The sequence below is a fragment of the Sorangium sp. So ce119 genome, from assembly GCF_051524405.1.
GTDB classification, from domain to species: domain Bacteria; phylum Myxococcota_A; class Polyangia; order Polyangiales; family Polyangiaceae; genus Sorangium; species Sorangium cellulosum_G.
In genome coordinates this window covers 10,348,653-10,363,944 of the sequence record NZ_CP150310.1, presented here as the reverse complement: position 1 = coordinate 10,363,944, position 15,292 = coordinate 10,348,653, and the positions used below count along the sequence as shown (strand labels likewise).

The window sequence follows — 15,292 nt, the reverse complement described above, 5'->3', positions numbered from 1 at the left end:
CCACAGCGCCGCGCTAGCCCATCCAGCGCGGCGCTGCTTTTCATACCACCGCGACGACGCGGTCGAGCGTGCGGAAGTGCCGCGTGCTCCGTCGCGAGCATTGTGATCGCGCGACGGAATTCCTCGTTTGCAACCTGAAAAGCGTCGCAACCGGTGACGACTCTCGCGGCGGTCCACGCTCACGACAGGGGCGAGGCGCGCTGCACCGGACAGGCGCGCCCACGCCGTCCGCGCCCGTTGTCTGGTACGCTCGGAGCATGCGTCCCGCTCGCCGCCCCCGCTCCGCCTCGCGACGAACGAGGAAGCGATGGCGACGAGGGCGGAGTGGGCCAAGCGTGTGGAGCGATGGCTGAGCCGCTCGCTAGACGACGGAGCACCCCGGGCGGCGTGAGGAGCTGGAGGCCGCGGGTGACCCCTGCGATCGGGCTCACACAGGTACGTGCGACCAGCGAACGCACCGAGGAGGACGGGCTAGATCGCCCGCTGTCCGACCTCGTCAAGGATGGCGCTGAGCTCAGTCTGGAGACGATGCACGGACGGCATGGTAAGCGGAGCACAGGGCTACCCAATGTGAGCCAGCTCGCCGAGCTTGCATCGTTAGCGCACCCAACATACGACCTCTGCTCGCCCGTTGCCTCCGTGTCAGGCCGGCTCGCCCCGCCCGGCCGGAGGTTGACAGATCGAAAACCCCATCGAACAAGGGCGAAGAGCCCCCTGCTCGGACAGGCACAATCCGGCAAGAACGTCTATGACTACGCTGCGCTGGCTTCACATCACGGACCTGCACACCGGAATGAAGGATCAAGGCCTGTGGCCGAGCGCAGCGCAATCCCTGCTCGAAGATCTGGAGCAGGTCACCCGCCGCGTGGGTCCTGTGGACATTGTGCTGTTCACCGGCGATCTCGCGTTCAGCGGCAAGCACAACGAGTACCGGCACGTAAACAGGGCGCTCGACCAGATCTGGGAGGTCCTCCAGCGCGTGCATCCGTTCGCGCCAGAGCCGAAGCTCCTCGCGGTGCCCGGCAACCATGACCTGGACCGACCTGGAAAGACCGATGCGACGGCGTACGGCCTGCTGACGGATCCACGCCAGCGGGACGAGCTCTGGCGCGGCGGTCGCGACAAGCTCAGGCCTCTCCGCGGCTGGTTCAAGGGCTACGAGAAATGGTGGAAGGACTGCAAGCGGCGGCCAACGACGGGCCTGGCGGAGGGCCTTCTGCCCGGGGAGTTCTCCTACACGCTCGATAAGGACGGCACGCGCTTCGGCTTCGCCGGGATGAACTCCGCTTTCCTCGACACATCCGACGAAGTCAAGGAGGGCCAGCTCTGGGTCGACGTGCGGCAGATCCAGCCGGCGTGCGGCAGCGATCTGCCCGCATGGCGCAAGCGCCACCACCTCACGTTTCTCCTGACGCACCATCCGCCCTCGTGGCTCAGCAAGGAGAGCCGCGACGCATACGCGGCGACCATTGCCCCGTTCTTCACGGCGCACCTGTGCGGCCACCTGCACGAGTCCTTCGCGGAGATGCGCAGGGTGGGCGGCGGCGATGCGCGGCGAATGTGGCAGGCGACATCCCTCTTCGGCATCGAGAAGCTGCCCCCTGCCGGCAAGCTCGACCGCAAGCACGGGTACACCCTCGGCGAGATCGAGCTGCGCGACGGCCAGGCGCACTCCCGTCTCTGGCCTCGCCTGGCCGTTCGGCTGCAGGACAGGAGCTGGCGAGTCACGGTGGACTACACGTACCGGCTCGAAGACGACTTGTGCCCCACGCGACCGGAGGAGCTCCCGGTACAGCAACCGCTCGCGGTTCCCCCACCGTCCACGGCCGCGCCGGTCATCGCGCCTCCGGCCGAGCCCGCCACCTGGCGCCAGGCCATCGAGCGCGCGGCTCTCTGGCCAGCGTCGAGAGGCGAGATGGCGGAGCGGCTCCGGCTGCTGACCGTCGAGCTCACGGACGCGTGCTGGGCCTGGTGGCAGCGGGGCGAGGCCGCTGTTCCGGGCGATCCGTGGCGGGATGAGCGCTATCCGGTCCGCGTCGTCCAGCGCCTCGAGCAACTCGTGCGCACGGACGCGGTGCACCCGGAGGAGGTCGTTCTGGTCGTCGTCGCGCCGTTTCTCCGCGAGGCCGCGTTCGCCGCCGGATCCGCCTGGATGGCGCCTGCTCGGCCCGACGATCTCGCGGTCGAGGGCGAGGCGCACACAGCGGATGCGGCGCATGCGGCCCTCGACCAGGTGCGCCAGAGCCGCCCGGACCTCGTGCGTCACGCAGCCAGGCTCGCAGGCGACGATCGGCGGTCCGTCTGCCTCTGGATGATGGTCCGTGCCCTGCAGGCCAGCAGCGATCTCTGGCGCCGCACGCCGGGCGGACCCGCCTACCCGCTGCTGGAGCGGATCAAGCGCATCGTCGACGACCATGGCGCGTCGCGGTGGCTACGCATCGAGATGCTGCTCCGGCTGGCGCGCTGCGTGGGCGTCAACCCGGATGCACTGGATGGCGAGGAAGGCATCGAGCGGGAGGGGGAGGTGACCCTTGAAGGGACCCATCTCCGCATCCCGGCGCTGGGCTACCTCCTTTGCGCGGCGGGCTGGCAGGCGCTGGACGTGCGGACGGCGGATGAGGTCGTGGTCGATCACGTCGGCCGGGACGGCTTCAAGCCAACGGAGGTCCGGGAGGCGCTCCGCGCCGCACGCTGGACTGTGCGTGACGAGCGTTACCTGCTCGAGCGCGCGTGCACGTCGCCCGTGGTGGACTTCGCGCTCAAGGATTTGGTCCGCCGAGCCGACGAGGCGCTCGAGCGGATCCGGCGCAAGCACGACCGGGATCCTCGAGCCTTCGCGCTGCTCCAGGATCTGCCGAGCCGCCTCTCCGCGGAGGGCATCCAGCCGGCGACGGACGCGCATGGGCGGTCGCTCTACCGGCTGCCGCACGTGCGCTTTCGTCTAGATCATAATCGCATCCGCGAGCTTCTAATGGGAGAGGCGCTCTACGGCGATCCGACCCTGGCCATTCGCGAGCTGTACCAGAACGCGCTGGACGCGTGCCGCTACCGGAAGGCACGCGCGGAGTACCTGAAGCGCATCGGCAAGCCCGCCGGCAGCGCGCCGTACAAAGGAAGGATCACCTTCCGACAGTCCACGGACGCAGCGGGCCGGCCCTACATCGAGTGCGAGGACAACGGCGTGGGGATGACGGAGGAGGTGGTGGAGCGCGTGTTCGCCGTGGCGGGGCAGCGCTTCCACGACACGCCGGACTTCATCGAGGAGCAGGCAGCATGGCAGCAGCTCCCCGAGCCTGTTGAGCTCTACCGTAACAGTCAGTTCGGCATCGGCGTACTGAGCTACTTCATGCTGGCGGACGAGCTGGTGATCTACACCCGTCGCTACCACCCGGACGGGCGCTGGTCCAGCCCGCTCGTGGTCCGGATCGCCAGTGCGAGCGGCCTCTTCCGGCTGGAGCACGGCCGGGAGGAGGACATGCCCGAGCCCGGAACGCGGGTGCGGCTCTATCTGACGTCCACGACCTACAGCAGAAGATCGGAGTTTGGGACGTCACAGTACAAAGAGGAGCTCTCGTGTGGCAAGGTGCTCGGCGAGTTGCTGTGGGTCGCTGAGGTGGACACCAAGGTCGAGGAGAAAGGCAAGGCCCCGCTCCGCTGGCCGATTGGCGTGCCCGCGAGGAACGCGCGGGAGATCCCGCGCGTACGATGCCTGCCGACGACGGAACCCGACATTTGGTGGCTAGCGCCCGAGCATGCGGGACGCAACTCCGAGATGGGAGTCAGGCTGCTCGTCGATGGCCTTGGTACGAGTAGCTCAACGACTTCGTGCATGCTGGTCAACCTGCACGGGCAGCGGCCTCCCGAGCTGACTGCAGACCGTCGGAAGGTTCATAGCTGGGACCATGCCCGCGCGATCGAGGTTGCGGAGAAAAACTGGCATGTTCTCCCCGAATGGGAAGGGCTAACGTTTGGCTTCCTCTGGGCGCTCGAGTCGATCAGTAGAAAGGCCGCATCGGCTGTCTGCGTGGCTCTTTTGCGTCAGGGGCGGTACCTGCGCCTTGACGGCAACAGTCAAAGCGGTGCCGAGATCCAGCAAACTGGCAGTTGCGCTGAAGACGCGAACATTGTTCACTCTATGTATTTTCGGGCTCCGAACCCGAGCGATGCCAATCTCTTGGAGGCATGGCGCGTGGCGTGCTGGGCGAAAGCTGGCGCCGTAGCGATTCCCCGGAATTGGCCCGCTCACGTGCGGCAGCTTGCGGACCTCCCAATTCCAGCGCCTGAGCCGGGCGACCAATTGATCCTGGGGGAATATTTGTGGGAGGGGATGACTGGTCCGTTCGAGCGCCGAGGGGGTCTTGTCTGCCACCTTCTGTCCATCGTCAAAATCGCTGCAATGCGGCGCGTGCCTGTCGCGGAGGTGTTCGCGCGTGCTCGCGGATACGCGCCTCTCGGAATCGTTGTGAAGCCCTCTGCTGTGGATCCATCCTTATTCGAGAACCTTAGCCTCGACGATAATGACTGGAAGCTGCTGTCGGCTGACCTTAATGGCCGGCCGCCGTGGGTGCAAGGTAGAGTCCCTCCGGGCCAGCTGCTAAAAGCTGTGAAGGTGTTGGAGATGTCGCCTGAGGAGATCTTACAGCGTCTGAGGCGTCTGGCACCCCTCGGTGTACATGTTGAGATCAGCCCCGAGGCGCTCCGGGATATGAGTCCGACAGAGGAGAATCTCCGTCTCTTGTCACGCAACGACGATGCTTCGTACCCCTGGCTGCGCGGCAAGGTGGGGCTTGATAGGGTCCTCATCACGGCGGAGAGCATGCGGTTGCCTGCCCCGGAAGCCGCGCGTCGGTTCACCCGGTTCGAAGTTCTGGGGATCAAGCTCGCGTTCGCGCCGTCTACGCTGGAGGGGATCGATGTGTCCGAGGAGCAACGGGTCATTCTTTCGCTCGATCTGGACGCGCAAAGTCCCTACATCAGCCACGTATCGACGGTTCGGGTGCTGCTGGCGGCGCACAAGCTTGGGGTTCAGCCGAGCGACGTCCTGCGGCACCTGCAGGGCCTCCCCGGATTGTCCCTGGACGTCCCGGAGGGGGCCGCGTTGGATGATATTACCCTGACCGATGACGACTTGCGGCTGGTTTCACGGGACTTGGACGGTGAGCGGACTTGGATCACAGTCCCCATAGGCCTGAGTCATCTCATGACGGCCGCCCGCAGCCTCGAGCAGCCCCTCGCGAAGATCGCCGCATCCGCGCACCGCATCGGCCTCGTGTCTGAGTCCACACGGACGGCCGTGGAGCGCATGGATGGGCGTGAGCTCGACGAAACTGATGAGCGGCTCCTGGAGTACGCGAGCGATGCCTCAGCGGCGGGAGGGCAGGACGAGCTCACGCGCAAGAAAGTCGTAGCCCGTTTCTGGCTCTGGTGGCTACCCCCCGAGGAGTTCGAGGCGCGTTGGGAGCGGCTCCTTCCGCTGCTCCAGCAGAAATGGGAGTAGCGCAGGGAGGCCCGGACGCTGGCGGGCCTTCCAGCGGGAGGAGGGGAGGAGCCCGCAGGCTGTGGAGTGAAGGCGGCCCCTTCGGTGCGTGGGTAAGTTATTGGTATAACGTCGCGCTTCCAGGAGGGTGGAGCGCACAAGAAACCTTCTGTCACTGCAAGGCCAGAAAGGCCGGGACTACCGCAAGTGACGCCAGCGCTTGAGGACGTGCGCGAGGTGCTTGCGGCCGAGCGCGAAGCTGCGAGAAGGCGGTCACGGTGAGTAGCTTCATGATCGTGGCGACTTGAGTGACCTGCTCGCCCTCGCCGACAAGGAGGAGGACGAGGCGCTCCGGGCCCTGATCACCCCGAGCTCGTCCAGAAATCGCGCGCCTCGACGGGCCCGTAGGCGAGGGCGCCAGCTGTTTGCCATGCAGGTCCGCGAAGGCCACTCCCGGCGGCAGTCGGCGTACTACCGGCGCGAGCTGGCCCGGTTCTCCGATGGTGACGACAGACTAATCAGTCGGCCGATCGCCTCGTGGACGACCCGGGCTGCCTCCGCATCACCGAGGGCGACGGCACGGCTCAGGGTGGCGGCGAGCGACGCGACCACGGCGGCCCGAGGGGAGAGGTCGGCTAGCGCCGGCTCTCCAAGCGCAGGCATCGCCGGCTGGTCCCGGGTTGGGTCCATGCCTTCCGAAGGGGTGCGCTCGGCGCTCGGCGCCCCCCCAACAACCTCGGCAAACGAGACGGATCGCGCCGGTTCGCCACCGCAAATTCGTTGCCCAAGCTCGTCCCTGGTTCCGCGCCCACCCGCCCAGCCCTCATCCCGCCTGCCGGAACCGCCGCAGCCGCAGCGAGCTGACCAGCACCGACACGCTCGACAGGCTCATCGCCGCGCTCGCGAGGACCGGCGACAGCAGCCAACCCGTCACCGGATAGAGCGCCCCCGCGGCGATCGGGATGCCGATCACGTTGTAGATGAACGCCCAGAACAGGTTCTGCCGGATGGTCCGCAGCGTCGCGCGCGCGAGCCCGAGCGCCGCCGGCAGCGCCCCGACGCCGCCGCGGAGCAGCGCCACGTCGGCCGCGGCGACCGCGATGTCGGTGCCGCTCGCGACCGCGATCCCCACGTGGGCGCCGGCGAGGGCGGGCGCGTCGTTGATGCCGTCGCCGACCATCGCGACGACGCGGCCGCGCTCCCGCTCCTCGCGCACGATGCGCGCCTTGTCCTCGGGGCGCACCTCGGCGAACACCTCGTCGATCCCGAGCTGCTGCGCCACGGCGCGCGCGGTCGCCTCGCGGTCCCCCGTCACCATCGCGACGCGCACGCCGAGCCGGTGCAGCGCGTCCACAGCCTCCCTGGCCTCCGGCGTCGGCAGATCCGCCACCGCGACCAGCCCGGCGAGCCGGCCGTCCACGGCGACGAACGACGGCGTGTTCCCCTGCCCGGCGAGCCCCTGGGCGAGCTCCTCGAGCGGCGCGGCGTCGATCCCGAGCTCGGCGAGGTACCGGGCCGTGCCGATGCGCACCTCGCGCCCCTCGACGCGGGCGACAACGCCGCGGCCGGCGTCGGCGCGGAAGTCCTCGGGCGCGGCGAGCGGGACGCTGCTGGCACGCGCACGCGCGCGCGCCCCCTCGACCAGCGCCTTCGCGACGGGGTGCTCGCTGCCGAGCTCCGCCGACCCGACCAGGCGCAGGAGCTCGTCCTCCGAGGCCTCCCCGAGCGCCTTCACCGCCGCGAGCTGCGGGCGGCCCGCCGTGAGCGTGCCCGTCTTGTCGACGAGGACCGTATCGACGCGGCTCGCGGCCTCGAGCGCCGCGCCGCCCTTCACCAGCACGCCGAGCTCGGCGCCGCGGCCGGTGCCCACGGCCACGGCGGCGGGCGTCGCGAGGCCCAGGGCGCAGGGGCACGCGATCACCAGGACGGCGACGAACCGCTCGACCGCGGCGGCGAGCCCCGCCGCGCTCGGATCCACCGCGACCCACGCGACGAACGCGAGCGCGGCGATGCCGAGGACCACCGGGACGAAGACGCCGCTCACGGTGTCGGCGAGGCGCGCGATCGGCGCCTTCGAGCCCTGCGCCTGCTCGACGGCCTCGACGATGCGGGCGAGCGCTGTGTCGGCGCCGGTCTTCGTGATCCGCACCGTGAGCTGCCCGCTCTGGTTGAGCGTGCCGCCGAACACGGCCGCTCCGGCGCCCTTGTCGACGGGGAGGCTCTCGCCCGTGAGCATCGACTCGTCGACCGCCGAGGCGCCGGAGACGACCTCGCCGTCGCTCGGCATCCGCTCCCCCGGGCGGACGCGGACGAGATCGCCGGGCGAGAGGGCGGCGGCGGGGATCTCCTCTTCGAGGTCGCCTTCGAGATCGCCTCCGAGGTCGCCTCCGAGCTTGCCGCGCAGCCGCCGCGCCGTCCTGGGCTGGAGCGCGACGAGCCCGCGCACGGCGTCGGTGAGCCGCTTGCGGGCGCGGGTCTCCAGGAGCTTGCCGAGCAGGACGAAGCTGATGATGGCCCCGGCGGCCTCGAAATAGACGTGCGGCCGCACGCCGTGCTCGGCGTGGGGGAAGAGCTGCGGCGCCACGACGGCGACCGCGGAGTAGACCCACGCGGCGCCCGTCCCGAGGGCGACGAGCGTGTTCATGTCGGCCGCCCGGTGCCGGAGCGCGGCCCAGGCGAGCCGGAAGAAGCGGCGGCCGGGGCCGAAGACCACGGCGGTCGCGAGGGCGAGCTGGACGAGACGGCCGATCGTGCCGTCCGCGCCCGGGATGCGGCCGTGCGACATGCCGAGCACGAGCAGCGGGACCGACAGGGCGAGCGAGATGCCGAAGTCCCGCCAGAGGGCGCGCCGCTCACCGTCGAGGCTCTCCTCAGCGGCGGCCGCCCGGTCGGCAGGCGCGACGGCAGCGCCGCCCGGCGCGGCGCTGCCCTCCGGGACGCTGTAGCCCGCGCGCTCGACGGCGGCGACGAGGCCCCTCGTGGACGCGGCGGCCGGGTCGAACATGATTGTGGCCGAGCGGGTCACAAGGTTGACCTTCGCGTCGCGGACGCCGCCTGTCGCGAGCAGCGCGCGCTCGACGCGCCGGACGCAGGCGGCGCAGGTCATGCCCTCGATGGGCAGGTCGACGCGGCGGACGGCGCCCTCGTCGGTGTCCTGGGGGGCTGGGATGGATACGGATGCGGTCGACATGATCACCTCGCTGTCGACGGAGCAGACGCAGGAGCCCCCCGCGGATTACGGCGAGATCGCTGAAGCCCACCTCGGAATTCACGCGAGACCAGGAGTTCACCTGGCCAGGCGCCACCCCCCCTGGCGGCTGTAATGGCGCCCCGGGGGGCGCGTCTGCTCGGCGGAGAGCCGGCCTTCGGACCGCGGACCGGCCGTCGGGAGCGCATCCGCGCGCGCCCTGCGACCCTCCAGACCCAGGGGAGACCATGAACCAGCTCGATCCCGACAAGGCACGCACCGCCGTCACGTACTCCGCCGCGGCGGATCACTTCGACGACCCGCCGCTCGCCTTCTGGGCCCGCATCGGGGAGCGCACCGTCGAGCGCGCCGGCCTCCGGCCCGGCCACCGCGTCCTCGACGTCTGCTCCGGCACCGGCGCGTCCGCCATCCCCGCCGCGCGCGCCGTCGGGCCCACCGGCTCGGTGCTCGCCGTGGATCTCGCCGATGCCTTGCTCGACCGCGGGCGCGCCAAGGCCCGCGCCCTGGGGCTCACGAACCTCGACTTCCGCTGCGCCGACGTCGAGGCCCTCGACCTGCCGCCCGGGAGCTTCGACGCCATCGTCTGCGTCTTCGGCATCTTCTTCATGCCGGACATGCCCGCCGCCGTGCGCCGGCTCTGGCGATGGCTGAAGCCCGGCGGCACGCTCGCCATCACCACCTGGGGACAGAACGTGCTCGAGCCCGGCAACACCGCCTTCTGGGCCGCGATCCAGGCCCATCGCCCCGATGTCTACAAGACCTTCCGGCCGTGGGAGCGCATCGACACCCCGGACGCCCTCCGCTCCATGCTCGCAGAGGCCGGCGTTGCGGCCTGCGTCATCGAGGCCGAGCACTCCAGTCAGCCCCTCACCTCGCCGGACGACTGGTGGGTCATCGCCCTCGGATCGGGCTATCGCGGCACGATCGACAAGCTCGATCCCGGCGCGCTGGAGGCCGTCCAGCGCGACACGCTCGCCCCGCTCCGCGCGCGCAACGCGCTCAGCGCCGAGACCAACGCGCTGGTTGCGATCGCCAGGAAGCCTCCCGGGCGCGGCGCGGAGCGCTGAGGCGCGCGCCTCCGCCCTGGCGGCCTCGGGACGGCTCAGCGCGCGGGGCGCAACCCCGCCAGCGTGACCGCGACGAGCCGGCGGACGGCAGCCTTGGACGGCAGGCTGCCGGCTGCGGTCAGGGCGTGGAGGCAGTACTGCGCGAGCTCGTCCGGCGCGATGTCGTCCCTGAAGGCGCCGGCCTCCGCGCCGTCCGCGATCAGGTCGCGGATGAAGTCGCGGAGGTGCTGCTGCGCGCGCGCGACGTGCTCCCCGCGGTGCAAGAGCGCCGAGAGCTCGGTGGTGGGGTGCTCATGGGCGATGAGCGCGAACGCCTCGAGCACGGCCTCGAGCCGCGCGCCCGGGTCGCCCGCCCGGTCCCGGACGGCCGCGAGGTGCTCGAGGTGGCCGGCGATCTGCCGCTCGTGCCAGGCCACCAGGATCGCCTCCACGTCGGCGAAGTACTTGTACAGCGTCGCGCGCCCGATGCCGGTCGCCTCGGCGATCTGCGACATCGTCACCGACGAAAGCCCGTGCTCGGCGACCAGCGCCGCGGTGGTGTCCAGGATCGCGTCGTGCACCGCGCGGCGGTGCGCCTCGATCGTCTCGTTCCACAGCTTCGGCACCCCCGAAGTGTACACGACGACGCCATGCATACAGAGTGATTTGACAGAGACAGAGTGTATTGATAAAGTCCGGGACGAGCCGCTGACAGGGGCGCTCGACCGAGGAGGTGCACATGGCTGACCCGTCCCGTTTTCCCGAAGCCGGCCTGGGGCTCGACCGCGGGTCGACCCCTCCTACCCCGCGCTGGGTGAAGGCGTTCGCGGCCGTCGTCGTCGTCCTGGTCGTGCTGTGGCTCGCCCTGCACCTCACCGGCAGGAGCCTTGGTGGTCCTGGTAGCCACACGCCGGTCGGCGGCCTCGGCGGCGACGCGCCGTTCGGTCATCGCGGCCCTGCGCCCCTGGAAGGGGGGCACGGATGACGATGACACCCCCGCTCCGGAAGCTCGCGCTCACCGCGCATGTCACGTCCTCGGTCGGCTGGCTCGGCTCGGTCGCGGCCTTCCTCGCGCTCGCGATCGCCGGTGTGACCCGCGGGGATGCTCCGACGGTGCGCGGAGCCTATGTCGCGATGGATCTGATCACGTGGTCCGTCATCGTCCCGTTCAGCCTCGCCTCGCTGATCACCGGGCTCGTCCAGTCGCTGGGCACTCCATGGGGCCTGCTCCGGCACTACTGGGTCGTGTTCAAGCTCCTGCTGACCGTCGTTGCCACGGGCGTCCTGCTGCTCCACACGCGGCCGATCCAGGTCGTGGCGAGCGCCGCGGCCGAGGCGGCGCTGTCCGGTGGCGATCTTCGCCGCCTGCGGATCCAGCTCGTGGCCGACGCGGCAGCCGCCGTGGCGGTGCTGCTCGTGGCCACGGCGCTCTCGGTGTACAAGCCGAGAGGCGTGACCCCCTACGGGCGGCGTGAGCATCAGACGCCGCGGGCGGCGCTCGCGCCGTAGCCGCGGCGAGTCGCGATGGCTGCCTGCGCCACCAACGCTCCCGTTCCCGCCTGCCGTCCTCGTCTCCCCTCTCCCGTCTCCCCTCTCCCGTCTCCCCTCTCCCGTCTCCCCTCTCCCGTCTCCCCTCTCCCGTCTCCCCTCTCCCGTCTCCCCTCTCCCGTCTCCCGTCCCCGATCCCCGTCCTCGTCTGGCGTGCTCGTGCGCGTGCGCGTGCGCGTTCTCGCTCGATTCGTTCCCGGTTCAGCCCGGAGTCATCCCTCTCCTCGCAACTGAGCCCGCTCTTGCGACGACCTCCAGAGCATGGCTCTCCTCGATCACGAAAACCTGGATGTCTACCACCGCTCCATCGAGTTCCTGACGGTCGCGCTTCGTCTCGTCGCGCGTCTACCTCGGGGAGAGCGGGAGCTCCGTGATCAACTCAAACGCGCAGCCATGTCGGTGCCACTCAACATTGCAGAAGGCTCGGGAAAACCGGCTACCGCTGACCGAGCACGATTCTACGCAATCGCCCGTGGATCCGCCATGGAATGCGGCGCCCTGGTAGATGTCTGCCGTGTGGCGGGCTTCCTGCTGTCGGAAGATGCGGAGAACGCAAAGAGCTTGCTGGCTCGAATCGTCGCCATGCTCACGAGAATGTGTCGCGGGTGAGCGCATGGAGGAATAACCGCGCACGCGCACGCGCACGCGCACGCGCACGCGCACGCGCACGCCAGACGAGGACGGGGACGGGAGACGGGAGACGGGAGAGGGGAGACGGGAGACGGGGGACGGGGACGGAGCGGCGACGGAGCGGGGACGGGGCGGCGACGGAAGAGTACGATGATGCTATCCGCTCGGCGGCCGGGTTCGTCAGCAGGTGCTCTTACCCAACGCTGTGCGCCTCGGGCTCACGAGCCGAGCAGCCGCGCGCTCGGCGCTCCCGCGCAGACCCCGCCTTCCCCCGCGCCCGCCCCGCCCTCGCTCGGTGCCCGCGCCAGCCGCTCGGCCGAGGCGCGGCCGAACTTCAGGAACACCGCCGGCGTGACCACGATGTCGAGCAGCGTCGACGACAGCAGGCCGCCGAGGATCACCACCGCCACGGGCTGCAGGATCTCCTTGCCCGGCTCGCCCCTGGACAGCGCGATCGGCACGAGCGCCAGCGCGGCCGTGAGCGCCGTCATCAGCACCGGGACGAGGCGCTCCAGCGAGCCGCGGACGATCATCGCCTCGCCGAACGACTCCCCCTCTTCCTTCATGAGGTGGATGTAGTGCGAGATCATCATGATCCCGTTGCGCGCGGCGATCCCGCAGAGCGTGATGAACCCGACGAGCGTCGCCACCGACAGGACTCCGCCGGTCAGGACCACGGCAACCACCGAGCCGACCAGCGCGAGCGGGATGTTCAGGAGGATCTGGAGCGCCACCGCCCACGAGCGGAACTGCGAGTAGAGGACGACGAGCATCCCGGCGAGGCTCGCGATCGAGAGGAGCCCGATGAGCCGCGACGCCGACCGCTGGCTCTCGAACTGCCCCCCGTACGTCGCGTAGTAGCCCGGCGGCTTCGGGATCGCGTCCACGGCGCGCTGGATATTGCTCACGACCTGCTCCAGATCGCGCCCGGCCACGTTGGCCGAGACAACGATGCGCCGCTGCGTGTCGTCGCGGCTGATCTGGTTGGGCCCCATGCTCTCCGTCACGTCGGCGAGCTGCGAGAGCGGGACCTTCGCGCCGCTCGGCGTGTCGACGAGCGTGCGCCGCAGGGCGTCGATGTCCTCGCGGAGCTCCGGCGGGTACCGCAGGACCACATCGATGGTCCGCTGGCCCTCCAGGATCTGCGTGACCGTTCCGCCCGCGAGCGCCAGCTCGAGCAGCTCGGCGAGCTGGCCCGCGTTGACGCCGAGCTGCGCCGCGCGCTCCCGGTTCACCTGGATGGCGATCTGCGGGATCAGCACCTGCTGCTCGATCTGGAGATCCTTCACCCCCTCGATGCCCTGCATCGCGCCGTGCGCCGCCTTGCCGAGGCGCCGCAGCTCGCCGAGATCCTCGCCGAAGATCTTCACCGCGACCTGCGCGCGGACGCCCGAGAGCAGGTGGTCGAGCCGGTGCGAGATCGGCTGACCCACGTTGACCGCCACGCCCGGGATCTTGTCGAGCTGGCCGCGGATGTCGCCGAGGATCACCTCGCGCTCCCGGTCGGACTCCCTGAGATCGACGTCGATCTCCGAGTAGTGGACCCCCTCCGCGTGCTCGTCGAGCTCGGCCCTGCCCGTCCGCCGCCCCGTCGAGACGACCTCGGGGACCTCGTGGATCAGCTCCTCGGCGAGCGTACCGAGGCGGCTCGACTCCGCGAGCGACGTGCCCGGCCTGGCGATGACGTTGACCGTGAGCGTCCCCTCGTTGAACGGCGGGAGGAACTCGCCTCCAAGGAACGGCACCGCCGCCGCCGCGGCGAGGACCAGCGCGCCCGCGGCCGCCATGACGGCCCCAGGGCGCCGCAGCGCCACCCCGAGCACGCGCCGGTCCGCGGCCTTGAGCTTGCGCACCAGCCAGCCGTCCTCGTGGCTCATCCGCTTCATGGACGGCAACAGATACGAGCAGAGCGCTGGAGTGACCGTCAGGGATACAACGAGCGACGCAAGGATCGACACGATGTAGGCGATCCCGAGCGGGGCGAAGAGCCGCCCCTCGATCCCGCTCATGGCGAACAGGGGGACGAACACAAGGACCACGAGGATCGTCGCGAACACGATGGAGCTGCGGACCTCGGTCGACGCGTCGCGGATGACGTCGATCGCCGGCCGCGGGGACGCGAGCGCCCGGTTCTCGCGCAGGCGCCGGAACACGTTCTCCACGTCGACGATGGCGTCGTCGACGAGCTCGCCGATCGCCACGGCGAGCCCCCCGAGCGTCATCGTGTTGACCGACAGATCGAAGGCCCGGAACACGAGCGCGCTCACGATGAACGAGAGCGGGATGGCGGTCAGCGTGATCGCGGTCGTCCGGAAGTTCAGCAGGAACAGGAACAGGACGATCGCGACGAGGATCGCGCCGTCGCGCAGCGCCTCGACCACGTTGTGGACCGCGCTCTCGATGAAGGTCGCCTGCCGGAACAGGCGCGGGTTGACGGTGACGCCCGCGGGCATCGACCGCTGCAGCTCGGCCACCGCCCTGTCGATGCTCGCGGTGAGCGCGACGGTGTCGGCGCCCGGCTGCTTCTGCACCGAGAGGATCACCGCGGGCTTGCCGTCGATCGACCCGTCGCCGCGCTTGACGCGCGCGGCCTCCTGCACCGTCGCGACCTGCGCCAGGGTCACCGGCGTCCCGCTCCGCACGGCGATCACGGTGGCGGCGATGTCCGCCTCGGTCCGGGCGCGGCCGAGCGTGCGCACGAGGAACTCCATGCCCCGCCGGTCGACGTACCCGCCGGTCGCGTTGGCGTTCGCGCCCGCGAGGGCGCGCGAGATCTCCTCGAGCGACACCGCCGCCGCCGCGAGCCTGGCCGGATCGACGGTGACCTGGATCTGCCGCACCTCGCCGCCGATCGGGATCACCTGCGCGACCCCGGGGATCGTGAGCAGCCTCGGCCGGATCACCCAGTCGGCCTGGGTCCGGAGCGTCATGGGCGAGACCCCCTCGCCCTGGACGCCGATCAGCAGGATCTCCCCCATGATGGAGGCGACGGGCCCCATCTGCGGCGTGATGCCGTCCGGGAGCTGCTCCGTCACCGTGGCGAGGCGCTCGGCCACGAGCTGCCGGTCGCGGTAGATGTCCGTGGACCAGTCGAACTCGACGTACACGACGCTCAGGCCGACGCCCGAGGTGGAGCGCACGCGCTCGACGCCCGGGGCGCCGTTCATCACCCGCTCGAGCGGCACCGTGACCAGCGTCTCCACCTCCTCGGGCGCGAGGCCGGGGGCCTCGGTCATGAGCGTGACCGTCGGCCGGTTCAGGTCGGGAAAGACGTCGATCGGCAGCTTCAGGAGCGAGTACGTCCCGTAGACGAGCACCAGCGCCGCCGCGGCGAGGACGAAGAGGCGGTTCCGGAGCGAGAAGCGGATCAGCGCGTCGAACATC

The 15,292-nt window shown here is 70.2% G+C and carries 8 protein-coding genes; 5 read left to right on the top strand and 3 right to left on the bottom strand.

Annotation, left to right across the window (positions count from 1 at the left end):
• Window positions 1-748: 748 nt before the first annotated feature.
• Entirely contained in the window at window positions 749-5,497 is a 4,749-nt protein-coding gene (locus tag WME76_RS39235; RefSeq protein ID WP_437957269.1) for a wHTH domain-containing protein, read from the top strand.
• Between the two features lie 802 nt (window positions 5,498-6,299).
• Here WME76_RS39235 and WME76_RS39230 read toward each other — a convergent pair.
• Window positions 6,300-8,666, bottom strand: coding sequence for a heavy metal translocating P-type ATPase (locus WME76_RS39230; RefSeq protein WP_437957268.1), 2,367 nt, complete (start codon window positions 8,664-8,666; stop codon window positions 6,300-6,302).
• A gap of 245 nt (window positions 8,667-8,911) precedes the next feature.
• Here WME76_RS39230 and WME76_RS39225 point away from each other — a divergent pair, with 245 nt between their 5' ends.
• Window positions 8,912-9,751, top strand: coding sequence for a class I SAM-dependent methyltransferase (locus WME76_RS39225; protein WP_437957267.1), 840 nt, complete (start codon window positions 8,912-8,914; stop codon window positions 9,749-9,751).
• A 35-nt stretch (window positions 9,752-9,786) separates the two neighbouring features.
• Here WME76_RS39225 and WME76_RS39220 read toward each other — a convergent pair whose 3' ends face one another.
• Complete coding sequence (locus WME76_RS39220; RefSeq protein WP_437962206.1) at window positions 9,787-10,356, bottom strand: TetR/AcrR family transcriptional regulator; 570 nt, start codon at window positions 10,354-10,356, stop codon at window positions 9,787-9,789.
• A 113-nt stretch (window positions 10,357-10,469) separates the two neighbouring features.
• Here WME76_RS39220 and WME76_RS39215 point away from each other — a divergent pair, with 113 nt between their 5' ends.
• The 3 genes from WME76_RS39215 to WME76_RS39205 all read left to right on the top strand — a co-directional run bounded on the left by WME76_RS39215 (window position 10,470) and on the right by WME76_RS39205 (window position 11,887).
• Window positions 10,470-10,715: a hypothetical protein gene (locus WME76_RS39215; RefSeq protein WP_437957266.1), complete on the top strand. Its 246-nt coding sequence runs from the start codon at window positions 10,470-10,472 to the stop codon at window positions 10,713-10,715.
• A complete protein-coding gene (locus tag WME76_RS39210; protein ID WP_437957265.1) occupies window positions 10,712-11,239 on the top strand; it encodes a hypothetical protein in 528 nt (175 codons plus the stop codon). The genes WME76_RS39215 and WME76_RS39210 overlap by 4 nt, the downstream gene beginning before the upstream one ends.
• Before the next feature lie 300 nt (window positions 11,240-11,539).
• Window positions 11,540-11,887 (top strand): four helix bundle protein, encoded by a 348-nt coding sequence (locus tag WME76_RS39205; protein WP_437957264.1) that lies wholly within the window; start codon window positions 11,540-11,542, stop codon window positions 11,885-11,887.
• Window positions 11,888-12,126: 239 nt separating this feature from the next.
• Here WME76_RS39205 and WME76_RS39200 read toward each other — a convergent pair whose 3' ends face one another.
• Window positions 12,127-15,291: an efflux RND transporter permease subunit gene (locus tag WME76_RS39200; RefSeq protein WP_437957263.1), complete on the bottom strand. Its 3,165-nt coding sequence runs from the start codon at window positions 15,289-15,291 to the stop codon at window positions 12,127-12,129.
• Window position 15,292: the final 1 nt, after the last annotated feature.

Excerpts from the sequence above, each read along its gene's own strand:
- WME76_RS39225 (WP_437957267.1), top strand. The coding sequence starts at position 8,912 with ATGAACCAGCTCGATCCCGACAAGGCACGCACCGCCGTCACGTACTCC.
- WME76_RS39215 (WP_437957266.1), top strand. The coding sequence starts at position 10,470 with ATGGCTGACCCGTCCCGTTTTCCCGAAGCCGGCCTGGGGCTCGACCGC.
- WME76_RS39235 (WP_437957269.1), top strand. The coding sequence starts at position 749 with ATGACTACGCTGCGCTGGCTTCACATCACGGACCTGCACACCGGAATG.
- WME76_RS39210 (WP_437957265.1), top strand. The coding sequence starts at position 10,712 with ATGACGATGACACCCCCGCTCCGGAAGCTCGCGCTCACCGCGCATGTC.
- WME76_RS39205 (WP_437957264.1), top strand. The coding sequence starts at position 11,540 with ATGGCTCTCCTCGATCACGAAAACCTGGATGTCTACCACCGCTCCATC.
- WME76_RS39230 (WP_437957268.1), bottom strand. The coding sequence starts at position 8,666 with ATGTCGACCGCATCCGTATCCATCCCAGCCCCCCAGGACACCGACGAG.
- WME76_RS39200 (WP_437957263.1), bottom strand. The coding sequence starts at position 15,291 with ATGTTCGACGCGCTGATCCGCTTCTCGCTCCGGAACCGCCTCTTCGTC.